The organism is Micromonospora sp. NRRL B-16802, from assembly GCF_001279555.1.
Taxonomy (GTDB): Bacteria; Actinomycetota; Actinomycetes; order Mycobacteriales; family Micromonosporaceae; genus Micromonospora; species Micromonospora profundi.
In genome coordinates, this window is record NZ_LGEB01000121.1 from 209,708 (window position 1) to 234,512 (window position 24,805).

A 24,805-nucleotide genomic window follows, 5' to 3' on the forward strand; every position below is an offset into this window, starting at 1 on the left:
GCAGGCCCGGTGTCACCCCTCGTCATCGCAGCATCGCCCGCCACCGGGGAAAGCTCAGGCCAAGTTCGGTCGCCATCAGCCGGCTCAGCGTGCGCTGGCTGGTGGCCAGTGCCCGCGCATGTTGAGCGAGGCCGCGTTGATCTGCGGGTTCCTGCCGCAACGTCTCGGCCAGCGCGACAAGTCGCGGGTCCCGGGGCTCGGGTAGCCGCAGGCACGATCTGGGCGTCGGTCCCCTCGACGCGAGTTCCTGCACGAGGACCGCGTGCAGCGCGGGCCGCTCGGTTCCGTCACGGTGGTGGTCGACGAGCGCTGGGACGACGTGTCGCGCCAGTTCGGTGAGGAAGACGAGCGTGGGTTCGCCGGTCTCCGTCAGGGTCGACGGCGCGTCGACAAGGAGCACTGTGGCGACGACGCTGCGGGTGTGCGCCAGATGGCGTGCGGAAGCCCGGCCGGAACGAACGGCAGACCTGAGTACGCCGACTCATGCCCGGCCGGGTTGATCCGTCCAGGCTGGACCGCGTGATGGCTGAAGGGGTCGGCACAGCTCGGCGAGGCGGCCCGATCGTGGGACTCCTGGTCCTGGTCTGGGTCTGCGGGCTGATGGCTGCGGCCGGGTGGTGGGTGGGCATCGGCTTGGAGCAGTGGAGCGTCAGCTACGGCGACCAGCCCGCCGAGTTCGCAGACCTCAGACGTCGGGCGAGCGTGGCCCTGCTGGTCGTCGCGTTTGTGGCGACCGCAGGGCCGGCCGTCATCGCGCTCGTCGCGTACCAGCTGCGGCGGGTGCGCACCGCAGTTGTTTCCTGGTGCTGACCGTCGTGATCGCCGTGCCCGCCGCACCGATCGCCGTGCTCACCGTCCGGGACCTCGATCCGGCGCCGGCACCGACCACGCCCGGCCCGCCGGGGCACTGCGTGGAACACAGCGGCGGGGACACCCGCTGCCCGGGCGGCTGACGGAGCGGTTCGTCAGACCAGCGTGCATGATGCCGCTCATCTCAAGGCAAGGAGCACAGCCGGATGGCCACGGTGACGGTTCGGGATGAGACAGCGACGGGCAGGGCGATAGATCAGTGGCCCTTGACCGGGCTGCCGGAGCGCATCTCCGCGCGGGAGCTGGTTCGGTTGCGCGTACGCGAGGAGGTGGCGCGGTTCAACGCCGACCAGGCCGAGGTCTTCCGGGGCCTGGTGCGACCCACCGACGCGGAGGCGACGTTGAACGGCTATCGGGTCGGTCGGGGCCGGCGGCTGGACTGGGAGCGTCAGGCGGACGCGGCGTGTGACGCCTTCGCCCGTAACGGGTTCGTGCTGCTCGTGGGTGACCGCCAGGTCGAGGATCTGGACGAGGAGATCGACCTGCTCGCGGATCCCGAGGTGGCCTTCGTGCGACTCGTCCCGCTGGTGGGTGGCTGACGTGGGCGACTGGACGTCGTTGCTTCCCGCTCTGACCGCGTCGGAGCGTCGGGAGGTGGAAGCGGGGCTGGTGGAGGCCGATGCCCGAGTTCGGCCGCTGCTCCAGAAGACGGCAGACTATTACTGGGCAGCGCAGGTGACAAACACGCCGGAGTGGGCCGTCACCGAGTCGTGGCCGCCCGAGCTTCGCCGCCGCGCCGCGCTGGCCATGCATCTGGAGGCGGCGACCGGTTCGGTGCCGAGCGCACTGAACTACGTCGTGCGGAGTCTCGCCGACGGCGTGCAGGACTGGACCCGGGCGGATCTGCTGTGGTGCCTGGATGTCGCCGGGCGGGGATGGGGCTACCAGAACGCCACCGACCTGGAGTTGCCGGCGGTTATCGCCGGGTGCCTGTCCCCTGCGGACCTGGCCGACCTGGTCCCGGCGCTTTCAGCCCTGTTCGACGAACTCGCCACTGACCATTTCGTCTCGGCTGGACCTCGACTGCGGGTCGTCACGCTGCTCGGGGACGCGCTCGACCGCGCCACCGGTCGCCGCGTGCCGTCCCGGTTGCTGCACAACGGGGACGAGTTCGGTCCCCTCGTCCGCGCCGGCCTGGAGGACGTCCTCGCCGCGCCGGGCGTACCCGAGTTGCTGGTGCACTGCGCCTCGCTCGACAAGCCGGTGGCGCCTGCGGGGTGGCTGCGCGGCCTCGACGGGCAGCTCGCGACCGCTACCGAAGGGGCGAAGGCGATCCGCCGGGTCCTGGAGGCGTTCGCCGCCCACCGGCACTCAGTGCACGACGACTCGGACCGACTCCTGCGTGGCCTGGTGTGGGCGCTGTCCCGGGAGTCGGACGACGACGCGACGGAGCTGCTGGCGAAGGTCACCGCCACCGCCGCGGCCGCTCCCCGGCACGCGTCCGGTTTTCCCCACGCGCAACGCACCGCGATCGCCGCCGTGCAACTGCTGGCAGGGCGCGACGGTGAGGTGCCGGTGCGGACCCTGGCGCGGCTCGCGGTGACAGTGAAGAACAAAGCCGTACGCGGTCGCGTGCACACCGCGTTGGCCCGCCTCGGCGCCCTGCGGGGATGGTCACTCAGCGAGGTGATGGAACTCGCCATCGACGATCACGGGCTCGACACCGATGGGAGCCGACGCACCCAGGTCGGCCCGTACGAGGCGACAGTGCGGGTCGTGGGCGAGAAAGCGCGTCTGACCTTCGCTCGCGGTGACGTCGGGCTCAAGGGCGTCCCGGCCGCGGTCAAGGAGACCCACGCCGCTGAACTGAAGCAGCTACGCGACCTGGCGAAGGGCATCAACGCGACACTGGCCGCCGAGCGTCAGCGGGTGGAGTCGCTGCTGTCCGAGGAGCGCACCTGGGCGTACGCGGACTGGGTGTCGCGCTTCCTGGACCACCCGATCACCGGGACGTACGGGCGGCGGCTGCTCTGGGAAACCAGCGCCGACGGGCGCGGCTGGACGGCGGGCCTGCCCCGCGAGGACAGCGACGGGTGGACAATCGCCGGTCTTGACGGGCGGCCGGTGCGCGGTGACCGGTTCCGGCTGTGGCATCCCCTCCGCGCCGGGGTGGACGAGACCCTCGCCTGGCGTGAACGGGTGCTCGCTACCGGCCTGACACAACCGTTCAAGCAGGCGTTCCGTGAGGTCTACCTGCTCACGCCGGCCGAGGAGCAGACCAGTTCCTACTCCAACCGGTTCGCCGCGCACATCCTGCGCTACCGGCAGGCGAACGCGCTCATGCGCGCCCGTGGCTGGCAGGCCAGCTACCTCGGCAGGTGGGACGGCGGGTACGACAGCCAAGCCACGAAGATCTTCGGCGGTGGTGCGTGGCGGGCGTCCTTCCACCACCAACTTGTCGACACGGACAATCTCGGCGACTACGACGTCCAGTACTGCTCCACAGACCAGGTGCGCTTCGCCCGACAGGAGGGCACGACCTGGCGGCCCGCACCTGTCACGGACGTGCCGATGTTGGTGTTCACCGAGGCGATGCGCGACGTGGACCTGTTCGTCGGCGTCACCTCGATCGCCACGGACCCGCAGTGGGCAGACCGTGGCGAGGACCGGTTCCGGGACTACTGGCAGACCACAGTGGTCGGTGAGTTGACCCCGTCGGCGCAGGTCCGCCGGGACGCCCTGGCCCGGCTGCTCCCCCGCATGGCCATCGACGACCGGGTCACCCTCGAAGACCGTTACCTGCACGTACGCGGGAACCTGCGCGGCTACCGGATCCACCTCGGCTCGGGCAACATCATGATGGAGCCCAACGACGCCTACCTCTGCATCGTCCCCGCGCCTGGGGGTACCGGGCGGCTGCACCTGCCGTTCGACGACGACCCGATGCTGTCGACGATCCTGTCGAAGGCAATCATGCTCGCCGCCGACGACAGGATCACCGACCCCACGGTGCTGAGGCAGCTCACCTCATGACCACCATCACGCCGGCCGGTCGCCGTCCAGCGACGCCACTTTCCGTTCCGCGCGTACCTTTAGCCGCGGGCCGGCCGGCGTCGCGGCAGGTTGTCGGTGGGGAGTGGCATAGTTCTGCCCGTCAGCGGGGAGGGCGGGCGCGGCGGCGATGCGGGATCGCCGCACGTGCCCGGCAGGAGGGAGCGGAGCGACAGGTGAACGAGGCTGGGACCGCACCGATCTCCGAGGCGCACCCCACCACCAGCGGACGGTTGCTGCTGCGTGCGCCCACGGCCGTGGACCTGGCGGACGTGTACCGGATCCACGGCGACCCTCGGACCAACCAGTTCAACCCGGACGGCCCACACGCTGACGTCGAGGCCAGCAGGGAACTGCTCGACGGCTGGCTCGACCACTGGCGCACGCACGGGTTCGGTTACTGGGCGGTGCAGTCGACGACGAGCGGTGAGGTGATCGGCTTCGCTGGTCTCCGTCGCGGCCAATGGCTCGGTCGTCCCATCCTGAATCTGTACTACCGCTTCGCCCCTCCCCACTGGGGGCACGGCTACGCCACCGAGGCGGCACGACACGCCGTCGAGTGGGCCGCCGCGCACACGCCGGACCTGCCCGTGCTGGCCCGCACCACCGCCGACAACCTTCCGTCCATCCGGACGGCACAGGCGGCGGGTCTGATACGGCGGCCCGACCTCGACGCGGCCGACGACGGGGTGTGGACTGTGGTGCTGGCCTCGCGCTGACGGTCGGCTCCTGACCTACGCGGACCTCTGCGAGCCGAAAGGCCCGGAGGGCTCATACCGGAGCCGGTGCGTAGTGTTCCGGTATGGCACAGCGACTGGTCAGCGTATGGCAACCGTTCTTCCTTGGTAGCGCGAGTCGGGGCGCGGCCATCGATGCCGCGACGGAGTTGGAGGATCTCGGCTACTCGCGGCTCTGGTTCTCGGGCGGCTTCGGGGAGAACGTCGCCCCCCGCTTCCGGGAGATCCTGGACGGGACCAGGCGCATCGGGGTCGCGTCAGGGATTGTGAGCATCTGGCATTCGTCGCCCTCTGAGGCGGCGGCGTTCGCACAGGACGCGGAGCGGGCCCATCCCGGCCGGTTCCTGCTCGGTCTCGGCGCCAGCCACGCAGTGGTGGTGGAAGGCAGCGGCACAACCTACCGCAAGCCGTATTCGAGAATGGTGGAGTACCTCGACGGTCTCGACGCGGCCGGGCTCCCTCCCGAGCGGCGGATCCTGGCCGCGCTCGGCCCACGGATGCTTGAGCTCTCCCGCGACCGTTCGGCCGGGGCGCACCCGTATTTCGTCCCTGCCCAGCACACCGCCGAGGCCCGGGCGGCGATCGGGCCCGACCGGTTGCTCGCCCCCGAGGTCGCGGTGGTCCTCGACGCAGACGCCGCCGCGGCGCGCGCCACGGCTCGGCAGTACACGAGCGGATACCTCGCCCTGCCGAACTACACAAACAACCTGCGGCGATTCGGCTGGACCGACGAGGACTTCGCCGCAGGCGGCAGTGACCGACTCGTCGATGCCCTGATTCCCTGGGGCACAGCCGAAGAGGTCGCTGCCGGGCTGGACAAGCACTATCAGGCCGGCGCCGACGAGGTGGCGGTCCAGGTCCTCAATGGCGGCGACGCCACGACATTCCCCGCCGACGCGTTCCGCGCTCTCGCCGCAGTCCTGATCTGACACCGTGAAGTGCCGGTGGTGGGAGGCACCGGGCCGCCAGGACAGGTCTGTGGTCGGTTTCCCGGCCGGTTGTTCGGGTATCGCCGCTGGTCAGGGCCAAGGAAGGGACACACATGACCGAGCACGACGAGCGACGTGGCGGGGAGCAGACCGGGGTGCCGCAGGACGAGGATGCCCGCAGCACCCGGGCGGCGCAGGACGCCCACGGCGGCAGCATGGCACCGGGGCTTGTCGACGACACGGGCCACCCGGTGGCGCAGGCCCCGGCCGACCGGTTGGCCGAGGCCGAAAACGCGGACTGAGCCGCGAGTGGCGGGCCAGGTTGCGCTGCTTGTCGAACGTCGGTGGCCGGCCGCCGAGGCTGCCACGCCTGCGGCGGTCGGCCGACCGGGCGGATGGAGATCTCCACAAGCCTCACCACCGCCCCGGCCGCTCCGACAACCGCATGGGTGACCCCGACTCCTGTCCGCCAAACAGCGGTCAGTCCTCGTCGGCCTTCTTCTTGTCGCGCTCCATGGCCAGATCGAGCGCGAGGACGCTGCCGATGATGAGCAGCGGGTCGACGCCGGCAGTGACCTGCACGGCGTAGGTGTCCCGGATCGTCAGCCACCGCTTGGACACCACGGCCACCTCGGTGCCGTCGCGTTCGATCACGTACTCGTGGTCGAGCAGGTCACCCTTCATCTCCAGGTCGTCTGACCCGGGCACGTCGATGGTGAACTTGTCGCGGAACGGCGTGATCAGTTTCTTGCGGACCTCTGCGGCCTTCTCACCGCCGATGCGGATCTCGTACGTGGGGCGTAGCGCCACCAGGTGCCGGTGCAGCGTGGCGACCTCCTGGCCGGAGGCGTCCTCAATGACGATCTTGTTGCGGACGCTGAGAACCTTGCCGTCGACGTGGAAGACCTTGGTGCCGTGCTCGTCGATCACGTCGAAGTCGTCGCCGATCGAGAAGAACCGCTCCTTGATGACAAACATGGTTCGATTCTCCCCCACCGCGCGCGGAAGTGCCGGCCTCTGGTGGGCGCCAGCCACCAACTGGTGCATCACGATGAAACTGCTCAATGGATATGTCCGGCCGGCCAATCCGCTCAAGTCCCGCCCTGGCATGACTGGGTCCTCCGACCGGAGGTCGGAGGTGGGATCGCGCAACCCGTCCGCACAGGGCATAGTGGCCGGCGGCACCATCGACCGATGTTGCCTGCCCTTGGTGAAGGTGGATGGAAGTGACGACGCGCTTACGTGTCCGATGGACCCGAGCGGCCGCATTGATCACGCTGACCGCGGGGACGCTCGCGGTGTCGGCGGCGCCCGCCACTGCCGCGCCGGAGACCGTCCGCATCCTGAGCGTGTCGGCGGAGAACGTGAAACCCAACGAGACGGTACGCGTGCAGTATCGCGTCACCAACAACGGAGGCCGGGCCGAAACGGCCATCGTCGTGGTCGGCGGCGGCTTGCGATGCACCTCCGGATGCCGGGTAGAGCCGAAACTCGGTCCTGGCCGGAGCCAGACCTTCGACACCACGCTCGTCGCCCCCGCAGCTCGCCCGGGTGAGACAACCGGCCTCAACATCTCGATCGGCGTGCGGCTTGCCGGGCAGAACACCTACGCCCACAAGATGGTCTACGTCCACGGCCCAGGTGCGTCGTCGCCCGGCGGCGACAAGCCGGCGGCCGGGGTGAGCGGGGTCTCCGGGAGGGTCCGCGACGCTGACGGAAAGGCGATCGGTGGCGTGGCTCTGACCATTCGGGACAGCGCCGGGCACGAATACCGGACGACCAGCAGCCCCAGCGGCCAGTTCTCGGTCACGGCCAGCGCCGGCAAGACGATCGCCGCAGGACCCATCACTGTCCGCGCGGTCAAGGACGGCTACCGCACCGCTCGCACGACAGTACGGGGCAGCGCCGGTGGCGCCGCGACCGTACGGCTGACCCTCTCCGCGGTGGCGACGCCCGCCAAGACGTCGGCGGTACCGACGGCAGAGGCAAGCCCTCCCGCCGCGGCAGGCGACGGCACCCCCGAGGCCGCGCCGCCCACGCTCAAGGCCGTCAGCGACGAGGGGAGCGGTTCGTCCCTGTTCTTCCTCCTGGGCGGCTTGCTGTTCGCCGCGGGCCTGGGCGCGCTCGCACTGGTGGTGATGCGTCGAAGGAACGCACCGGAGGCGGATGTTCCCCCGACCCAGCCGTTGGCACCGGCCGGTAGGGGCATGGCCGACGCTCCGACAGTTGTCCTGCGGCCGTTGAAGCCTCTATAGATCGTCGGGCCACCAGTGCGGATCAAGGCTCCTGCCGTGACCGTGAGGGCATCGTCCGTAGCCCGTGTTTGAGACGCTCCAATGCTGGCGGCAGTACGGGGCGTCGCACTGGCTGCACAGGCCGGCGTCGTCGTAAAAGCCAGCGGTGGTTACGGCCGCGTACCGGTACGGCTGGGCGAAAGCATCGGCGATCCGTTCCGCCTGCGCCACGTCGACCGGTTGGCCGGATCCGTTGCCCGCCGCGATCCCGGAGAACAACAGCCACCACTGATCGCCTCCGCTGCGCTGCCGGGCAGTGTTGTAGGTGTTGCGCTGCGCCGACGGCCAGCGCTGCCAGTCAGCAGGTCGGGTGCCGGGTGGGACGAGTTCGACACGTGCTGACGGTCGCCCACACACCGCGCACGGCGGCTCCGCTACGAGGGCCTGGAGCATGGGTCATCATTCCGTCCGTCGCCACCTGGTGCCTTGGATGCACCTCGTCGCGACCACTCGATCACGAGCTACCGTCGTCGGGGAAGGCGCTCCGCGAGGGTCTCGCGCAGATCGTCGGGCAGCCCGTCGACCTCGACCAGCTCAGGCAGCAGTTCCGGCTCGGTCATGTACGCGCGAAACGCCATCGCGATCGACACGCCGTGCGACGGACGGTCCTCCACGGTCACCGGATCGCCGGCCCGCACCTCGCCCGGCTCCAACACCCGCAGGTAGGCGCCCGGACGGCTCGCCCGGGCGAAGGTCTTCACCCAGCCCGGCTCCCCCATCTTGTGCTGGAACGTGGCGCACGGAATGCGACCGAAGGTTGGCTGCAGGACCAACAGTGCACCGACGCGCCACCGCTCGCCGATGACCGCGCCGTTGACGTCGACTCCCTCGGTCGTCAGGTTCTCGCCGAAGAGGCCATTGGGCAGCCGCCGGCCCAGCCGCGCCTGCCACCAGCCGTAATCCTCCAGCGCGTACGCGTAGACGGCCTGGTCGTCACCGCCGTGATGCTCGACGTCGAAGATCCGGTCACCGACCAGGCCGCTGTGCAGCCCGGTCGTCTTGGGCCCCGGCGCGCGTACGGTGACCGCGTGGCCCACCGGCTGCTTGTTGATGCCCGTGACACCAACGCCCTTGGCCGGGTTGGGCTCCGGCACTGCCAGGTTTACCGAAACGATAGTGCTCACATCCGGCAACCTAGCCGCCCTGACCGCCCCACGCCGAGCGCATTTCTCCGCAGTGCTCGATCGCGTCGAGCGCCTCGGCCCTCTATTGCCATCCGTCGATTCGTGGTAGAAATCCGTCACACAGGCCATCAACGGCCAAGGTTTTCTTCACATGGAGGCGACGTGCGGGTCTTCGCCGGGTGGCTTGTGGGTCTCACCGTTGCCGCAGGGGTCGTGGCACCGGCCAGTCCGGTAGCGGGTGCCGCGACATCCGCAACAACCTCGACCGCCGTGGCGCCGATGGCCGTCGGCCCGCAACCCGGCACCTTCACCGGCCGGGGGTTCGACACCTGCACGGCACCGTCACAGGCCGCCATGGACACCTGGCGAACCAGCTCGCCCTACGGCGCGATAGGCATCTACATCAGCGGGGACAGCCGCACCTGCTCCCAGCCCAACCTCACCGCCACGTGGGTGGCAAACCAGACGAACAACGGATGGCGACTGCTCCCCATCGAGCTGGGTTACCAGGCACCGTGCGGCACCCGCGCTCCGAAGATGTCCGCCGATCCCACCACCGCCCGGTCACAGGGCGTCTCCGCGGCGAACAGGTCCGCGAACGCCGCCCAGGCACTGGGCATCGGCAGTGCGAGCACCATCTACAACGACATCGAGCAGTACCCGTCCAACGCGTCGTGCCGGGCCGCGGTGCTGTCGTTCCTGTCCGGCTGGGTCGAGCAACTGCACGCGCGGGGCTACCTCGCCGGCATGTACTCCAGTGGCTCGTCCGGAATCAAGGACGTCTGCGATGCGTACGGCAACCCGAGCTACACGCGGCTCGACCAGATCTGGATCGGCTGGTGGAACGGGGTGGCCGACACGCGGGCCGGCAGCTACTGCCCCGACTCCTACTACGCGAACCAGCAGCGCGTGCACCAGTACGCCGGCGACGTCACCGAGACGTGGGGCGGCGTGACGATGAAGATCGACCGCAACTACCTCGACGTGAGGGTCACGCAGACCCCGCCGCAGCAGTGGACCACGACCATCGACAACAGCACCTCGGGCGGGTTCACGGCGAGCACCGCGTGGGGCACCTCGGCCTACTCCGGCCAGCGGTACGGCACCGACTACCGGTTCGCGAGCCCGGTGTCGTCAAGCGACGTCGCCTGGTTCCGGTCGACCATTCCGGCAACCGGGAACTACGAGATCTCGGTCTGGTACCCGGCCGACGCCGGCTACAACGATCAGACGCCGTATCTGGTGGCGACCACCACCGGGAACAGGTCGGTGTCGGTCAACCAACGGACCAATGGCGGCCGATGGGTCTCGATCGGTGTGTTCACCCTGGCGGCCGGCACGGGCAACACGGTCGGCGTGAGCCGCTGGACCGGTGGCACAGGGCTCGTGGTCGCCGACGCGGTACGGATCACCCGGGCCTGAACTCTCACGTCGGGTGCCGGCCCGCAGCAGGGCGCCGCCGGTCCGCCGCCGGACCTCAGGCGCGGGGACGGGACGGCGGGCGGTCAGCTCCGGCGGCGTCGGATCCGTCTGACACCTCGCGCTCGGACCGCCCGAACCGTCACCGGCTAGGCCGGCTCGCGCACACCGTCGTCGCCGTCATCCGGCATCGGTTCGACAGGGGCCTGCGGCAGTTCGTCGGGCGTGTCCGGCAGCAGCTCGCTGGCGTCGTCCGGTACGGGCTCACGCGGGTCGATGGGCGGATACTGTTCGGGGTCGAGGTCCGGTCCAGTCATCCAGCGAGTATCCGTCACCTTCGGCGCTGCCGCTCGCGGGACCGAATCGCCACGCCCCCGCCGTGGCCCCAGCCGCATCGATGACAGAAACGGGAGTGCCAAGTTCGACGGTACGGAGGTCCCTACGCTGGTGCGCTCGATCTCCACCGAGCGGAAGGTATCCACTGTCCACAGCCGACGACGTGCACACGGCGGCCGTCGCGACCGACCCCAGCACTGGAAGCTCATGCGGTTCGTGCTCTGGAACGGCCCACCCACCGCGGCCCTCCACCCCAGGACGGCGTCGTGCTGCTCGACGACACGTCCACGTTCGGTTTCCTGGCCGGTCGTTGGGGTATCGCCGCTGGTCATGACCGAGGAAGGGACGCACATGACCGAGCGGGACGAGAGGCGTGACGGGCAGCGGACCGGGATACCGCAGGACGAAGAGGCCCGCAGCACCCGGGCGGCACAGGACGCCCACGGCGGCAGCATGGCGCCAGGGCTGGTCGACGACACTGGCCACCCTGTGGAGCAGGCCTCGGCCGACCGGTTGGCCGAGACCGAAGACGCTGACTGAGGCACGGACGGCGGGCCGGTCGGGAACAGTCTCGGTCAGCCCGCCGGCCGCACCTCGCCGGCCAGGTGCCCCGAGGTTGCGCCGGTCGTCGGACCGTTCGCCACCAGCGGCATCACCGTCTGCACATCTGGCAGTCGAGAACGCCACGCGCCGGAGTACCCGGTACTCCTTATCGCACCGGCAATGCCCTGGAATTGGGGCCGAAGGTCCTTCCGCTTCCGGCATGCGGCCCCGGGTGGTCGACCCCAGGTGGGCCTAACGTGGGCCCTGACAAGAAGAGATCTGTGAAGGGGACCACCGTGACCACGGTCGTATCCGAACTCCGTACGCTCGACGAACTCGACGACACCGAACTCGCCCGTCTGGACGCCTGGTGGCGGGCCAACAACTACCTGACCATCGGACAGATCTATTTACAGGGCAACCCGCTGCTGCGTGAGCCCCTGGCGCCTGAGCACATCAAGCCGCGCCTGCTCGGCCACTGGGGAACCAGCCCCGGCCTGTCGCTGATCTACGCGCACGTCTCCCGGCTGATCCGGCGTACCGGTCAGCAGGCGATCTACCTCGCCGGTCCGGGTCACGGCGGCCCGGCCCTGGTGGCCGCCGGCTATCTGGAAGGCACCTACAGCGAGATCTACCCGGACGTCAGCCAGGACGAGGCCGGGATGCTGCGCCTGTTCCGGCAGTTCTCCAGCCCCGGCGGCATCCCGTCGCACGTGTCGGTGACCACCCCCGGCTCCATCCACGAGGGCGGCGAGCTGGGCTACGTCCTCGTCCATGCGTTCGGCGCGGTCATGGACAACCCGGACCTGCTGGCCATCGCGGTGGTAGGCGACGGTGAGGCCGAGACCGGACCTCTTGAGGGCTCCTGGAAGGGCGTGTCCTTCCTCAACCCCGAGCGCGACGGCGCGGTCCTGCCGATCCTGCACCTCAACGACGCCAAGATCGCCGGTCCCACAGTGCTGGGGCGCAAGGATCCCGAGGAGGTACGCAGCCTGCTGCGTGGCCACGGTTACGACGTCATCGAGGTCGAGGGCTCCGACCTGCCCGGCATGCACCACCGCTTCGCCGCTGCCCTCGCCACTGCCTGGACGAGGATCCGCGACATTCAGACCGCCGCCCGTGACGGTTCCTGGGACGGAACCCGCCCGACCTGGCCGCTGATCATCCTGCGGTCGCCGAAGGGCTGGACCGGGCCGGACTCCGTCGACGGGATCACCGTCACCGGGACGTGGCGGTCACACCAGGTGCCGCTGTCCGGCGTCAAGGACAACCCGGAGCATCTCGCACTGCTCGAGCGCTGGCTCAAGTCGTACCGTCCGGAAGAGCTCTTCGATCCCTCCGGCGCGCCCGTGGCGATGATCCGGGAGCAGGCTCCCGACGGCGACCTACGGATGAGTGCCAGCCCGCATGCCAACGGCGGGGTGCTGACCCGGGATCTGGACCTGCCGGACTTCCGTTCCTACGCGATCGACGTGCCCCAGCCGGCGCAGCAGCGGGCCGAGTCGACGCGCAAGCTCGGCGAGATGATGCGCGACATCTACACCCGCAACGCCGACCGGTTCCGGTTGTTCTGTCCGGACGAGACAAACAGCAACCGGCTCGGCAGCGTCTTCGAGGTCTCCGACCGCGCCTTCATGGAGCGGGTGACGCCGGAGGATGTGGCGATCAGCCGCGACGGCCGGGTCATGGAGGTGCTCAGCGAGCACAACTGCCACGGTTGGCTGGAGGGCTACAACCTGACCGGCCGGCACGGCATGTTCGCCACGTACGAGGCATTCGCCATGGTCAGCGCCTCGCAGACCGTGCAGCACGGCAAGTGGTTGCAGGAGGCCAAGCACCTGCCGTGGCGCGAGAAGGTGCCAAGCCTCAACGTGCTGCTCACCTCGACGGCGTGGCGCAACGACCACAACGGCTTCTCCCACCAGGGGCCGGGCCTGATCCAGGTGGTGCTCACCCAGCGCGGCGACGTCGCCCGGGTCTACCTGCCGCCGGACGCCAACACCCTGCTGTCGGTGGCCGACCACTGCTTCCGGTCGCGGTCGTACATCAACCTCATCGTGATCGACAAGCAGCCGCAGTTGCAGTACCTCTCCATGGACGAGGCGATCGAACACTGCGCCCGTGGCGCGGGGACCTGGGAGTGGGCCGGCACCGACGACGGCACCAGCGACCCCGACATCGTCCTCGCCTGCGCCGGCGACGTCGTCACAATGGAGACGGTCGCGGCGGCACAGATCCTGCGCGACAGGCTGCCCGGCCTCAAGGTCCGCGTGGTCAACGTGGTCAACCTGATGACCCTGGTCCGGCCCAAGGACCACCCGCACGGCATGAGCGAGACCCTGTTCACCGAGCTGTTCACCGACGACGTCGACGTGGTGTTCTCCTTCCACGGCTACCCCGGCGCGATCCACCAGCTCATACACGGTCGCCCGGACGCGGACCGGTTCCGGGTCCGCGGCTTCATCGAGCAGGGTACGACCACCACCCCGTTCGACATGACAGTGCGCAACAAGGCATCGCGGTACCACCTCGTGATGGACGCCATCAACAACGCCAAGCGCCTCCCGCGCGGCGCCGCCGACCTCAAGGCGTGGTGCCAGAGTCAGCTCGACCGCCACGAGACGTACGTGGTGGAGCACCTGGAGGACATGCCCGAGGTCCGCGACTGGGCCCTCGGCGACTGGGCCGCACGCGGCTGAGATTGGAGGTCCCGGACGGGTCCCGCCCGTCCGGGACCTCCGGCCCTTAACTGCAGGGTCGTCACTCGGCGAGGCTGGGAGGAGATGAAGGAGGGGCCATGGCCACCACATCCCACGAAGCCTGGCGCGGGTTCCGCGGCACCGACTGGCGCGACACGATCGACGTCGGCGGGTTCGTCCACGACAACGTCGAGCCGTACACCGGCGGGTCGGAGTTCCTGACCGGGCCGACGCCCCGTACCGAACGGATCTGGCGGCAGCTTCAGCAGATGTTCGTCGAGGAGCGCCGTCGCGGGGTCTACGACGTGGATGCCCACACCCCCTCCACGATCACCTCGCACGAGCCGGGCTACCTCGACCGGGACCACGAGCTCATCGTCGGCCTGCAGACCAGCGCGCCGCTGCGCCGCGCGATCATGCCCAACGGCGGGCTGCGGATGGTGGAGGCCGGTCTCAGGGCGTACGGCTTCACCCCCGACCCGGCCGTACAGACGATCTTCAGCCGGTACCGCAAGACGCACAACGACGGCGTCTTCGACGCCTACCCGGCCGACGTGAAGGCCGCCCGCCGCTCGCACATCATCACCGGGCTGCCCGACGCGTACGGCCGTGGTCGGATCATCGGTGACTACCGGCGCGTCGCGCTGTACGGCGTGGACCGCCTGATCGCCGAACGCCGGGCCGTCAAGGCGTCGCTCGACGCTCAGCTGTCGTCGGAGGACGTGATCCGCGACCGTGAGGAGCTGGCCGAGCAGATTCGGGCGCTGGACGAGCTGCGATCCATGGCCGGCCAGTACGGTTGCGACATCTCCGGTCCGGCGAGCACCGGCCGCGAGGCGATCCAGTGGCTGTACTTCGCCTACCTGGCTGCCACCAAGGAACAGAACGGCGCGGCGATGTCGCTGGGCCGAACCGCCACGTTCGTCGACACCTACCTTGAGCGCGACATCGCCGAAGGCCTGCTCACCGAGCAGGAGGCGCAGGAACTCGTCGACGACTTCGTCATCAAGCTGCGGATCATCCGGTTCCTGCGCACACCGGAGTACGACCAGTTGTTCTCCGGCGACCCGACCTGGGTGACCGAGGCGCTCGGCGGGATCGGCCGCGACGGCCGCCCGCTTGTCACCCGCACGAGCTTCCGCTACCTGCAGACCCTGTACAACCTGGGTCCCGCCCCGGAGCCGAACCTGACGGTGCTGTGGTCGCCGGCGCTGCCCGAGGGGTTCAAGCGGTTCTGCGCCCAGGTCTCGATCGACACGAGCGCCATCCAGTACGAGAACGACGACCTGATCCGGCAGGCGTACAGCGACGACACCGCCATCGCCTGCTGCGTGTCGGCCATGCGGGTGGGCAAGGACATGCAGTTCTTCGGCGCCCGCGCCAACCTCGCCAAGGCCCTGTTGTACGCGATCAACGGCGGCCGCGACGAGATGACCGGCGAGCAGGTCTTCGTCGCCGAGCCGATCACCGACGACGTGCTCGACTTCGACGGGGTCATGGCCGCGTACGACCAGACGCTCGACTGGCTGGCCGAGACCTACGTCGACGCCCTCAACGTCATCCACTACATGCACGACAAGTACGCCTACGAGCGCATCGAGATGGCACTGCACGACTACCCTGTGCGCCGCTTCCTCGCCACAGGCATCGCCGGCCTGTCGGTCGCCGTGGACAGCCTGAGCGCCATCAAGCACGCCCACGTCAAGGTGCTGCGCGACGAGTTCGGCCTGGCCGTCGACTACGCCGTGGACGGCGACTTCCCGACGTACGGCAACAACGACGACCGCGCCGACGCGATTGCCGTTGACCTGGTCGAACGATTCATGGCCAAGATCCAGCGGCAGCCCACCTACCGGGGCGCCGAGCCGTCGCTCTCGGTTCTCACGATCACCTCGAATGTGGTCTACGGCAAACACACAGGCAACACGCCCGATGGTCGGCGCGCGGGTGAACCGTTCGCTCCGGGCGCGAACCCGATGAACGGCCGTGACACGCACGGCATGGTCGCCGCCGCGCTGTCGGTCGCCAAGCTGCCGTACAGCAGCGCGCGCGACGGCATCTCGCTGACGATCACCGTCACCCCCGACGGCCTCGGCCACACCCGTGACGAACGGATCACCAACCTCGCCGGAGTGCTCGACGGCTACACCGACAGCGACGGCTTCCACATGAACGTCAACGTGCTGGACAGGGCGACTCTCGAGGACGCCATGGCCCACCCGGAGAAGTACCCGCAGCTGACCATCCGGGTCTCCGGGTACGCGGTGAACTTCGTCAAGCTCACTCCTGAGCAGCAACGCGACGTCATCTTCCGGACCTTCCACGGATCGCTGTGATGGCCGCCGCCGTCACGACGCAGGTGACCGGCTCGCTCCACTCCTTCGACATCTCCACTGGAGTGGACGGGCCGGGCACCCGGTTCGTCGCGTTCCTGGCGGGCTGCCCGCTGCGCTGCCTCTACTGCCACAGCCCTGACACCCAGTACCGCCGTTACGGCCGACCCACAGCCGTCAACGACCTGCTCACCGAGATCCGCCGCTACGAACGCTTCCTGAAGGTCGCGCACGGCGGCGTCACGGTGAGCGGCGGCGAGCCGCTGCAACAGCCCGCCTTCACCCGCGAGGTGCTGCGAGGCTGCAAGGAGATGGGGCTGCACACCGCCCTGGACACCAGCGGCCTGCTCGGCGACCGTGCCGACGACGCGCTGCTCGACGCCACCGACCTGGTGCTGCTCGACATCAAGTCCGGCGACCCGGCCACGTACCGGACCGTGACCCGCACCGGGAGGCTGACGCCGACAGTGCGGTTCGCGCACCGCCTGGCCGACCGAGGTACGCCGATCTGGGTCCGCTTCGTCCTTGTGCCCGGTCTCACCGACGACTCCCGCAACGTCGACGCTGTCGCGTCCATCGCGGCAGGCCTGCCCACCGTCGAACGCGTCGAGGTCCTGCCCTTCCACCGGCTCGGCGCTCAGAAGTACGCCGCCCTCGGCCTGCCGTTCCCGCTGGAGGGCACGCCGCCGCCGGATGAGGCGCTGCTGCGTCGGGTCCGTGGCCAGTTCCACGATCACGGGCTGACGGCGTACTGACCGCTTACCGGCCGGGACCTGCCTTTCACCTCGCCGGGCACGGCACTCCTACCGCGCCGAACTCTTGATGCCGGGGCGAGGTGGAGACCCAAGCCGGCACCGCAGGCGGCGATCACCGACGACCGCGGGCCATCCACTGCCAGATGTGGGTGCCGTTAAGGCTCGGGTCGTTGCGGGCCACGTAGATCCAGGACCAGTGGCCGGGGAACTGGTAGCCGTTCCATACGACGTGGTCGTACAGGGTGATCAGTGATCCCGGGATGAGGTTGTGGGCGTGGATCGTGTTGGACTCGGGCGGCACGGTGTCGTCGTCGCGTGAGGTGACCAGCCAGGTCGGGGTGTTGATTCCCGCCAGCTCCGCGTCGGTGATCAGCGGCGGGCCCCCTCCGCCGAGCGGCTCGACGACGCCGCAGATCGGCACCGACGCGGCGAACAGGTCGGGATAGGCGACGGTCATCTCCAGGGACATGTAGCCGCCGTTGCTGCAACCGGCCACGTAGATCCGGTCGGGGTCGACACGCTTGCGGCGTACGAGGTCCTCGACGATTTCGCGGATCAGCGGGGCGAACCGGGGGCCGTCCTCCATCCAGTAGGAGGTGCTCTGCGGAGCGACGACGTACGCGCCGGAGAAGATCCGTTGAGCCTCCGGGGTGGCGAAGCCCAGCGCGCCGCGGTTGGCGCGCAGCGTGGTCTCGTTGTCGTAGTAGTCGTCCGGCAGTGAGGCACCTTCGCCGCCGCCGTGCAGCCACAGGATCAGCGGCAGCCGACCGTGGCGGGGCGAGCGCTCCGGGGAGTACAACCGGTACTTCATACCCGAGCGCGAGACGTGGTGGCTGAAGGCGTCCACCTCGGGGTTCGACAGCCGCCCCTGCACGAAGCGGGTGATGGTGACCGGCGGGCCGTGACGCCGGACGAGCGGTGTGTTCTGCGTGATGGTGTAGACGAGGTCCAGCTGGACGTTGCGGCCCCTGCTCAGGATGTAGCCGAGGGTCCCACCGCCCGGTTGGCCTTCGGCGTGGCTCAGCTCCAGCACGATGTTTCCGTGCCTGTCGAGCCGGGCCGCCGTCACCGTGCGGTCCAGGTCGTACTCGCTGAAGATCAGATCGCCGGGAGCGATCGGGATCGGGCTGGTGGCCTTTGCATGCACGGTGAACGTGCCGGGTGTGAGCCCGGCGGCGTCGATCGACCCGAGTCGGCCGGTGTGGAGCGTGACCGACGTGACCTGCTCACCGCCGTCGAGTGTTCTCGCGTCGAGGGTGAAGCTCACGCTTGTGGGGCGGTGGCCACCGGCGTGGGCGGCGGCGCCGGGCAGCGCCAGGCCGACGGCGGCACCGGCGCCACCTGCCAGGACGGTGCGGCGAGTGACAGACGTTGACATACGGCCCCCGACACCTTGTTACGTAGACGTTTGTCGATAGTTTCAACCTAGTGTCGGCGAGATCCGCTGGCAACCGCCGCCGCCACAGGTGATCAGGGCACGTGCCGAGTGCGGGTCGTTGGTGCCCGGTCGACCTTCGGGCACACCGCTATCGAGAAGGCTGTACGTCCAACGGCGCCGTGATCGCGAAGTTCCTGTCGACCGCGTCAACCAGAGCGGTCCCCCGCTGCTCCAGTCCGACTCGTGCGGCCCATCCGCTGAGGGCGTCGAGAAAGCCGACCAGGTCCCGCTGCGCGCCGGCCAGCAGCCCGGGTAGCGCACGGTGTGGCAGGTCGATGTGGACGCCTGCCCACCGGCCGTGATGCCGGTTCGGGCCGCCGTCCTGCCACACCCGCAGATCGTCGCCGACGACCTCGACCTCCGAAGCCGGGTCATGTCCCAGCCACGGCGAACCGCCGATCGACACCTGAGCCCAGTCCCGCCAGTCCTTGAGCCCGGCACAGCAGCCCGGCGACCTGCCGCACCTCACGACCCGGATCCCGGGCCAGCAGTTCGGTCAGGACGTCCTCCGGCGAGCGGCCCTCGACGAGCAACGGCAGCCCGTCGTACGCCAGAACGGGTTGGGGGTGGTCTGGGTCGCCACCGCTCCGCCGCCGGATTGGACGTGTGCGACGAGCTTGTCGACCGCAGGTCGAGCCGTCAGGGCCGCAACCCCGAGCTGACCGGTACGCGGACACCGCGCGGCGATCGAGACAGTCACGGTCGGCACGTACCCGCACTGACGCCCGGCGTACCGAAGCACGCTCGACAGCTGTCACCGCGACCGGCAGTGGGGCGTCACGTGAGCAGGCGACGGCGATAGCCCTCGGCCACCGCCGAAGCTCGATCACGAACGCCAAGTTTGTCGTAGATGTGCTGCAGATGGGTCTTGATGCTCGCTTCGCCGATGAACAATGCTGTAGCGGCCTCTCGATTCGAATGGCCGTTCGCGACCAGTTGCAGCACCTGCTTCTCTCGGTCCGTCAGTGTGCCGGCGCTGGGCCTCCGGACCTGCCCCATAAGGTGCTGCGTCACCGACGGCGCGAGCACCGATTCTCCACGCGCGGCTGCCCGGACGGCTCGCATGAGTTCGTCGGGCAGCGCGTCCTTCAGGAGATATCCGATCGCACCCGCCTGGATCGCCGGCAGTACGTCGCTTTCACTGTCGAAGGTGGTCAGGATCAGCACCCGGGCAGTCGGGGCCCGCTCGCGCAGGGTTGCGGTCGCGGCGACGCCGTCCATCCTCGGCATCCGAAGGTCCATGAGCACGACATCCGCTGCCAGCAGCTTCGCACGCTCGATGCCCTCGGCGCCGTCCCCGGCCTCACCGACCACGACGATGTCCTCGACACCCGCGAAGGTGTCGCGAAGACCGCCCCTCACGATCGGATGGTCGTCGACGATCAATAACCGTGCTCAATCCCCCATAACCGCATCCGCTGGGCCAGCAACGCCCGGCCACCTGGTCTACCTCAATGAGCAGCCGTACGGCAGTGTGTCCTAACCCGGCCGCTGCTGAAGCTGCTGGAGACCGATGACGCGAAGCAGGTCGAGCTTCTGCTCGTCCTCGGAGTCCGGTACGGCCGTCATCATCACGATCGTCTGGTCACCGGGGCCGCCGGTGAACGTGTCGCAGTCCACGACGATGTCCCCCACCAGCTCCGTGTGCAGGGTTTTGCGGCTGGTGCGTAGTTCTCCGACCGTCCCGGCTTTCCAGCGGCGCGCGAAATCGGGGGAAGCCTTGAGCAGACGATCGATCAGCTGGGGGATGTCTGGATCGTCCGGGTAGCGGCCGGCCGCGGTGCGCAGGTGACCGACGAGGTCTCGCGCGTACGCCTCATCGTCCTCGGGGGTGTGCGTCACGGGGATGGAGCCGGCGAAATACATCCAGGTGACATTGCGCTCCAGCCGGGTCTGGCTGGACGGGTCCCCGAACAGGGCTGCCCAGAGCGGATTCCACAGCACCAGTTCACCGATCGCGGTATGCACCGCCACCGCCACCGGGGCGTTGCGGAACCGGTCCACCATCCGCTGCGCGCTCGCAGTCACCTGTCTGGGCACCAACCCGGTCGGCGGTACGGCCGCACCCCCGACCCGGAACAGGTGGTCGCGTTCCAGGTCGTTCAAGCGCAGCGCCCGGGCCAGCGAGGCCAGCAGTTGCGGCGAGGGGTTACGGGCCCGGCCCTGCTCCAAGCGGACGATGTAGTCCACGCTCACCCTGGCGAGCTGGGCCAGCTCCTCACGACGCAGCCCGGGAGCGCGACGGCCGAGGCCTGGGGGCAGGCCCACATCCTCCGGGCGTACCCGGTCCCGCCATGCTCGAAGAACCTGCGCGAACTCATCCACGTCATCCATGATGCCCGGCACTCAGCGCAGTGGGTGGTACTGCTGGTCCCACCGTCGAACAGGGCCTGCCGGTCAGTCCGTCGGCGGCGCACATTGGGTGGCATGACCACAACCTTGGTGACCGGGGCCAACAAGGGCCTCGGTCTGGAAACGACCCGCCGCCTGATCGCCGCCGGCCACACCGTCTACGCCGGAATGCGTGACCTGGCCTCCGGCGAAGCCGCCCGCAACCTCGGAGCCATCGCGGTTCAGCTCGACGTCACCGACCAGGCCAGCGTCGACAAGGCGATAGGGTCGCTGCCCGAACTCGACGTTCTGATCAACAACGCGGCCGTCGTGGGTCCATCGTGGGGCCTCGACGACCTGGACGTCGACGCGATGCGCGTGGCCTTCGAGACCAACGTCTACGGCGTCGTACGGGTCACCCAGGCCGCCCTGCCCCTGCTGCGGCAGTCGTGCGCGTCGGTGATCGTCAACGTCGCCTCCGGACTCGGCTTCCCCCGCGCCCTACTGGACCCCGAGGACGACTCCTTCAACGGATACATGATTCCGTACGCCAGCTCGAAAGCCGCCGTACTCGCACTCACCGTCCAGTACGCCAAGAACCTGCCCGGAATGCGGATCAACGCCTCCGACCCTGGCTACACCGCCACCGACCTCAACAGTCACAAGGGGCACCAAACCGTCACCGAAGGCACCGACGCCACGGTCGCCCTGGCCCTGGTTGGCCCCGACGGTCCGACCGGTGAATACCACAACCGCCAGGGCCGGATCACCTACTGAACGAAAGGAATGATTGCAGTGACCGACAACGATATGCGTGACTGGTGCCTGCGGTACATCACGACGCTCAACGCCCATGAGATCGACCGTATGGACGAGTTCATCGCCGACGAGGTCATGCTGAACGGCGAACCCGGAAGCCGGGACGATGTCCTCGCCGACATGCGGTCCATCATCAACGCCGTTCCAGATATGCGCTGGGAGGTTCAAGAGCTGCTGTTCGACCGCGACCGCATCGCCGCACGCGTGGTCAACACCGGCACCCCTGTGAAGGAGTGGCTCGGCGTCGCTCCGACCGGCAAGTCGTTCGAGATAGTCGAGTACGCGATCTACAAGGTCAGCAACGGCCGATTCGCGCAGATGACCAACCTCCACGACTCAGCCGATGTGCGCCGGCAGCTGACCGCCTGATTGCAGGCGGACAGCGTAAGGGAAGGTGTGTCGATTTCCGTGTTCAGGCCTGTGGTGTGGTCGAAATTCTTCGATGGGTGATCCGGTCGCCGTAGGCGAGGGTCAGGACGTTGAGGGCCTTGGTCCGACCGCAGACCCGCCGGTGACGCGCCTTCCGTCTCTGCTGGAAGACGAGGCACAGGACCTCATCGCGGCCTGCTCGGTCGGGAAGCGCCCGCACCTGCGGGCGGCTTGCCGGAACCCCTGCGTCGAGGCTCCCGAGAATGTCGGTGGCGTAGAAGACGTTGCAGGCCTCGTGGTCGTGGTCCAAGAACGGCACGCTGCGGCCACGGGGTGCGCCCCAGCCGGATCGAGGCCAGGTGCTGGTCGCCGAACTCGGCGGCGAAAGCCTCGTACCGGGCCTCGGCGGTGGGGACGTTGTAGATCCCCCTCAACGCGGGGTGATCTTCTGCCAGTCCTTGCGGTTGATATAGCGCAGCGATGCAATCATGGACGACCTGCGCACATCATTCATGCACCGTCCAGCCGCCTGCGAGGACCGCTTACTGACATGCCTTTCGACTTATTCTCGAAGCTTCCGCAGCGCTTCTCGTGAGAGAATGTCAGCTTGGCGGGTCGCTTCGGGGATCCGATATCGGCGGCTCAGTGTCAGCGTCAAGTCGGTAGCTTGATCCAGGCTAATTCGATGTCCAACAGATACGAATACGGGCCTAATTCCTGTCTGCGTACGAAGCACGCGTCCGAGTGTTTCGCCATCCTCAGCAAGCGGCGACCATCCACCTCGTCGCTCCCCAGGTTCCGAGAACGTCCCGACAAAAGGCGACTTCGCCACTCCAAATGACGGCAGTCCAGTCAACACGCCCATGTGACTGGCTAATCCAAACCTTCTCGGATGGGCTATACCATAGCCATCACAAACGAGCACGTCGGGCTGACAGGCAAGGTTTTCAAGAGCCTCCAGGAGGATCGGCACTTCGCGAAACGCCAGCAACCCCGGAACATACGGGAAGTGCACGTCCCCATGAACGACGGAAATCTCCCTCACTTCCAGGGTCCGCGATTCCATCACGATGGCCACGGCCGCGACTCGGCGGGTTCCGGCTTCGTAAGAGACGTCCAAGCCGGCCACCAATTCGGGCATAGTGGCCAAACTATTAGCAATGTCGACCTTACTGCGTAACGCCATCTGCTGGCGTAGAGCTTCAGATATGTCCGGAGCTGACGACACATTGCCGTCTGCTCCCAGACCGGTTCCCGGATCCTCGGATTCGCTAGCCACCGTACTCACGGAGACATCGTAGCTGCGAGAAGCTGGGATCATCTTCGGAGATCTCATGGTGATCCACAACTTTCCTTGAAAGTCATATCGAATGAGCACACCGTGTTCGTGGGTCATCTCCGAGGCCAGAGATCGGTCCTCACGGAACTCCCGCGTACTGCCGTGGCGTGCATTCGCCTTGCAGTTCGCTTTACCCAGGCCGAACGAAAACGAGCCGAAGTTGATCTTCAAGCGACCCAACAGACAGAGCCGCGCCGGATGAGCCGCTCCCCAGATCGCCGACCCTGGTCCGAGCGCTCAGCGACATCGCCGCCGTGCTGCGCGACGCCGACCCCGACGACAAAGCCGAGGTCTACCGGCAACTCGGACTCCGGCTGACCACCAGCCCGAAACGCAAACGGTGCGCACTGAAGTCGATCTCAGCGCGCACCGTGGAGCAATGGTTTGTGCCCGAGGGGCGACGTCGACCACAAGTCCATGATCGTCGTTTATGGCGACCTTCAGCTCACGCCTAGATGACCCCGTCAGGCCTGCTGGTCCGGGTTGACGGACATCACCCGACCAGGCAAGGTGCGCGCACTCCGGGCCTGCCCGTGCGGCGCAAGCTCCTCAGAACCGGTCCCGGGTTCCGAGCAGGGCGTTGTGTGGGGCGCGGCGCCATGGCGCGAGCTCAGCGTCGACCTCGGCCCAACGAATGTCGTCAACGCAGAGAACTCCGTCGATGCCAGGCAGGGCCTCGACCAGCCTCATCCGCTGATCTTCGCCCGGGTGGGACCTCCACAGGTCGGTGGTCCGCCGGCTGAGCTGACGAGCTAGTGCCGTGACCACGAACGTTGACGGTGTTGGGGTCAGGCTGCTCGGGTGGTGGGTTGGCCCCAGCAGCCAGGAGGAGGACAGCACGCGCCCTAATGGATCAGTGCTCATCCCGAGCGGCATCCAACGCTCGAACGGCACGACACCCCATCAACGGTCAAGCCTCCCCGGGACACCGACGGGGGCACGGTCTCGGTGCAGGACTCAACGTCCAGGGTCCAAGAGTGCTCACCCGCCAGCGGCTACCGTCCGAGTCTCCCGCAGCAACATCATTAAGCAACGCCGCCCGGATCCCGGTAAAGCCCATTAGGGTCCAGGCTGGCCATCCCCATCTCGTTGAACCGGTGGATGACCTGCCGGATCGTGTCCTCATCGGCCTGGACGAGACGGGCGATGGCCGGCACCATGTTCCCGCCGGCCGAGGCGAGCACGACCATCGACCGTCGCAGTCGGATCGGGGAACCGGTTCCCCGGCGGGTGATTCTGAGCAGCTGCTGACCTTCCTGATCACTCAGCCGCCGCACACGTACAAGATCTGCCACCGCCACAGCCTGACCGGCACAACGCCGCCCGGCCGACAGGCCGCGCGGCGTGTCAACCAACCCCGTGAACGTTCGTGGTCATGGCACTAGTGCCTCGTCTTTGAACGTTGATCGTGTAATCCGTTGGTTCTGAGGATGTGTCGGGCAGGCTGTCTCCCATCGTTTCTGGTCTGGGAGGTGGTGG

General features: G+C 68.3%; 27 protein-coding genes. 15 read left to right on the top strand and 12 right to left on the bottom strand.

What is annotated here, in order from left to right; translation table 11 throughout:
- Positions 1–22 precede the first annotated feature (22 nt).
- Complete coding sequence (locus ADK66_RS29015; RefSeq protein ID WP_053660934.1) at positions 23–400, bottom strand: hypothetical protein; 378 nt, start codon at positions 398–400, stop codon at positions 23–25.
- 164 nt (positions 401–564) lie between these two features.
- On the opposite strand from ADK66_RS29015, the gene ADK66_RS29020 reads away from it, so the two are divergent.
- From ADK66_RS29020 to ADK66_RS29045, 7 genes are all read left to right on the top strand, one after another.
- The gene (locus ADK66_RS29020) at positions 565–810 is read left to right on the top strand and encodes a hypothetical protein (RefSeq protein ID WP_157553043.1); all 246 of its coding nucleotides are present in this window, start codon (positions 565–567) and stop codon (positions 808–810) included.
- Positions 804–953, top strand: a complete 150-nt coding sequence (locus ADK66_RS31715; RefSeq protein ID WP_157553046.1) for a hypothetical protein — start codon at positions 804–806, stop codon at positions 951–953. The genes ADK66_RS29020 and ADK66_RS31715 overlap by 7 nt, the downstream gene beginning before the upstream one ends.
- A 123-nt stretch (positions 954–1,076) precedes the next feature.
- Positions 1,077–1,409, top strand: coding sequence for a hypothetical protein (locus ADK66_RS29025; protein WP_231640240.1), 333 nt, complete (start codon positions 1,077–1,079; stop codon positions 1,407–1,409).
- Between the two features lies 1 nt (position 1,410).
- Complete coding sequence (locus ADK66_RS29030; protein ID WP_053660939.1) at positions 1,411–3,843, top strand: DUF4132 domain-containing protein; 2,433 nt, start codon at positions 1,411–1,413, stop codon at positions 3,841–3,843.
- A gap of 194 nt (positions 3,844–4,037) precedes the next feature.
- Positions 4,038–4,580 (top strand): GNAT family N-acetyltransferase, encoded by a 543-nt coding sequence (locus ADK66_RS29035; RefSeq protein WP_053660942.1) that lies wholly within the window; start codon positions 4,038–4,040, stop codon positions 4,578–4,580.
- A gap of 83 nt (positions 4,581–4,663) precedes the next feature.
- Entirely contained in the window at positions 4,664–5,527 is an 864-nt protein-coding gene (locus ADK66_RS29040; protein WP_053660943.1) for a TIGR03620 family F420-dependent LLM class oxidoreductase, read from the top strand.
- 113 nt (positions 5,528–5,640) lie between these two features.
- Positions 5,641–5,829, top strand: a complete 189-nt coding sequence (locus ADK66_RS29045) for a hypothetical protein (RefSeq protein WP_053660945.1) — start codon at positions 5,641–5,643, stop codon at positions 5,827–5,829.
- Positions 5,830–6,007: 178 nt separating this feature from the next.
- Here ADK66_RS29045 and ADK66_RS29050 read toward each other — a convergent pair whose 3' ends face one another.
- Positions 6,008–6,505, bottom strand: a complete 498-nt coding sequence (locus ADK66_RS29050) for an LURP-one-related/scramblase family protein (protein ID WP_053660947.1) — start codon at positions 6,503–6,505, stop codon at positions 6,008–6,010.
- A 290-nt stretch (positions 6,506–6,795) separates the two neighbouring features.
- Between ADK66_RS29050 and ADK66_RS29055 the strand changes: the two genes are divergently transcribed.
- The gene (locus ADK66_RS29055) at positions 6,796–7,782 is read left to right on the top strand and encodes a carboxypeptidase-like regulatory domain-containing protein (protein WP_231640241.1); all 987 of its coding nucleotides are present in this window, start codon (positions 6,796–6,798) and stop codon (positions 7,780–7,782) included.
- Positions 7,783–8,282: 500 nt separating this feature from the next.
- Here the strand turns inward: ADK66_RS29055 and ADK66_RS29060 are convergent, their stop codons facing one another.
- Entirely contained in the window at positions 8,283–8,945 is a 663-nt protein-coding gene (locus tag ADK66_RS29060; protein ID WP_053660949.1) for an MOSC domain-containing protein, read from the bottom strand.
- 162 nt (positions 8,946–9,107) lie between these two features.
- Here ADK66_RS29060 and ADK66_RS29065 point away from each other — a divergent pair, with 162 nt between their 5' ends.
- Positions 9,108–10,367 (top strand): glycoside hydrolase domain-containing protein, encoded by a 1,260-nt coding sequence (locus tag ADK66_RS29065; RefSeq protein ID WP_053660951.1) that lies wholly within the window; start codon positions 9,108–9,110, stop codon positions 10,365–10,367.
- Positions 10,368–10,513: 146 nt separating this feature from the next.
- Here ADK66_RS29065 and ADK66_RS32050 read toward each other — a convergent pair whose 3' ends face one another.
- Positions 10,514–10,681, bottom strand: a complete 168-nt coding sequence (locus ADK66_RS32050; RefSeq protein WP_167944397.1) for a hypothetical protein — start codon at positions 10,679–10,681, stop codon at positions 10,514–10,516.
- A gap of 349 nt (positions 10,682–11,030) precedes the next feature.
- Between ADK66_RS32050 and ADK66_RS29070 the strand changes: the two genes are divergently transcribed.
- The 4 genes from ADK66_RS29070 (at position 11,031) to pflA (ending at position 17,030) form a co-directional block, all read left to right on the top strand.
- The gene (locus ADK66_RS29070) at positions 11,031–11,240 is read left to right on the top strand and encodes a hypothetical protein (RefSeq protein ID WP_053660953.1); all 210 of its coding nucleotides are present in this window, start codon (positions 11,031–11,033) and stop codon (positions 11,238–11,240) included.
- Between the two features lie 299 nt (positions 11,241–11,539).
- Positions 11,540–13,942: a phosphoketolase gene (locus tag ADK66_RS29075; protein ID WP_053661011.1), complete on the top strand. Its 2,403-nt coding sequence runs from the start codon at positions 11,540–11,542 to the stop codon at positions 13,940–13,942.
- A gap of 98 nt (positions 13,943–14,040) precedes the next feature.
- Complete coding sequence (gene pflB / locus ADK66_RS29080) at positions 14,041–16,278, top strand: formate C-acetyltransferase (RefSeq protein WP_053660955.1); 2,238 nt, start codon at positions 14,041–14,043, stop codon at positions 16,276–16,278.
- Positions 16,278–17,030: a pyruvate formate-lyase-activating protein gene (gene pflA / locus ADK66_RS29085; protein ID WP_053660957.1), complete on the top strand. Its 753-nt coding sequence runs from the start codon at positions 16,278–16,280 to the stop codon at positions 17,028–17,030. The genes pflB and pflA overlap by 1 nt, the downstream gene beginning before the upstream one ends.
- Positions 17,031–17,142: 112 nt before the next feature.
- Here the strand turns inward: pflA and ADK66_RS29090 are convergent, their stop codons facing one another.
- The 5 genes from ADK66_RS29090 to ADK66_RS29105 all read right to left on the bottom strand — a co-directional run bounded on the left by ADK66_RS29090 (position 17,143) and on the right by ADK66_RS29105 (position 20,793).
- Complete coding sequence (locus tag ADK66_RS29090) at positions 17,143–18,408, bottom strand: PHB depolymerase family esterase (RefSeq protein WP_053660959.1); 1,266 nt, start codon at positions 18,406–18,408, stop codon at positions 17,143–17,145.
- 148 nt (positions 18,409–18,556) lie between these two features.
- Complete coding sequence (locus tag ADK66_RS29095) at positions 18,557–18,937, bottom strand: hypothetical protein (RefSeq protein ID WP_231640242.1); 381 nt, start codon at positions 18,935–18,937, stop codon at positions 18,557–18,559.
- 27 nt (positions 18,938–18,964) lie between these two features.
- A complete protein-coding gene (locus ADK66_RS32795) occupies positions 18,965–19,210 on the bottom strand; it encodes a DUF1028 domain-containing protein (protein WP_369814851.1) in 246 nt (81 codons plus the stop codon).
- 35 nt (positions 19,211–19,245) lie between these two features.
- Positions 19,246–19,854 (bottom strand): response regulator transcription factor, encoded by a 609-nt coding sequence (locus tag ADK66_RS29100; protein WP_053660961.1) that lies wholly within the window; start codon positions 19,852–19,854, stop codon positions 19,246–19,248.
- A 93-nt stretch (positions 19,855–19,947) separates the two neighbouring features.
- Complete coding sequence (locus ADK66_RS29105) at positions 19,948–20,793, bottom strand: helix-turn-helix transcriptional regulator (protein WP_197281673.1); 846 nt, start codon at positions 20,791–20,793, stop codon at positions 19,948–19,950.
- 102 nt (positions 20,794–20,895) lie between these two features.
- Between ADK66_RS29105 and ADK66_RS29110 the strand changes: the two genes are divergently transcribed.
- A complete protein-coding gene (locus ADK66_RS29110; protein WP_053660963.1) occupies positions 20,896–21,576 on the top strand; it encodes an SDR family NAD(P)-dependent oxidoreductase in 681 nt (226 codons plus the stop codon).
- 18 nt (positions 21,577–21,594) lie between these two features.
- Positions 21,595–21,987, top strand: a complete 393-nt coding sequence (locus ADK66_RS29115; RefSeq protein ID WP_053660964.1) for an ester cyclase — start codon at positions 21,595–21,597, stop codon at positions 21,985–21,987.
- Positions 21,988–22,030: 43 nt separating this feature from the next.
- Here the strand turns inward: ADK66_RS29115 and ADK66_RS32515 are convergent, their stop codons facing one another.
- From ADK66_RS32515 to ADK66_RS31145, 3 genes are all read right to left on the bottom strand, one after another.
- Positions 22,031–22,297, bottom strand: coding sequence for a hypothetical protein (locus tag ADK66_RS32515; RefSeq protein WP_231640243.1), 267 nt, complete (start codon positions 22,295–22,297; stop codon positions 22,031–22,033).
- Positions 22,298–22,549: 252 nt separating this feature from the next.
- On the bottom strand, positions 22,550–23,197 hold the full coding sequence (nfi, locus tag ADK66_RS31140) for a deoxyribonuclease V (protein ID WP_255353062.1): 648 nt from the start codon (positions 23,195–23,197) through the stop codon (positions 22,550–22,552).
- Between the two features lie 1,154 nt (positions 23,198–24,351).
- Positions 24,352–24,681, bottom strand: a complete 330-nt coding sequence (locus ADK66_RS31145; protein ID WP_231640244.1) for a helix-turn-helix domain-containing protein — start codon at positions 24,679–24,681, stop codon at positions 24,352–24,354.
- Positions 24,682–24,805: the final 124 nt, after the last annotated feature.

Excerpts from the sequence above, each read along its gene's own strand:
- ADK66_RS29070 (WP_053660953.1), top strand. The coding sequence starts at position 11,031 with ATGACCGAGGAAGGGACGCACATGACCGAGCGGGACGAGAGGCGTGAC.
- ADK66_RS29110 (WP_053660963.1), top strand. The coding sequence starts at position 20,896 with ATGACCACAACCTTGGTGACCGGGGCCAACAAGGGCCTCGGTCTGGAA.
- pflA (WP_053660957.1), top strand. The coding sequence starts at position 16,278 with ATGGCCGCCGCCGTCACGACGCAGGTGACCGGCTCGCTCCACTCCTTC.
- pflB (WP_053660955.1), top strand. The coding sequence starts at position 14,041 with ATGGCCACCACATCCCACGAAGCCTGGCGCGGGTTCCGCGGCACCGAC.
- ADK66_RS32050 (WP_167944397.1), bottom strand. The coding sequence starts at position 10,681 with ATGACTGGACCGGACCTCGACCCCGAACAGTATCCGCCCATCGACCCG.
- ADK66_RS29040 (WP_053660943.1), top strand. The coding sequence starts at position 4,664 with ATGGCACAGCGACTGGTCAGCGTATGGCAACCGTTCTTCCTTGGTAGC.
- ADK66_RS29090 (WP_053660959.1), bottom strand. The coding sequence starts at position 18,408 with ATGTCAACGTCTGTCACTCGCCGCACCGTCCTGGCAGGTGGCGCCGGT.
- ADK66_RS29045 (WP_053660945.1), top strand. The coding sequence starts at position 5,641 with ATGACCGAGCACGACGAGCGACGTGGCGGGGAGCAGACCGGGGTGCCG.
- ADK66_RS29050 (WP_053660947.1), bottom strand. The coding sequence starts at position 6,505 with ATGTTTGTCATCAAGGAGCGGTTCTTCTCGATCGGCGACGACTTCGAC.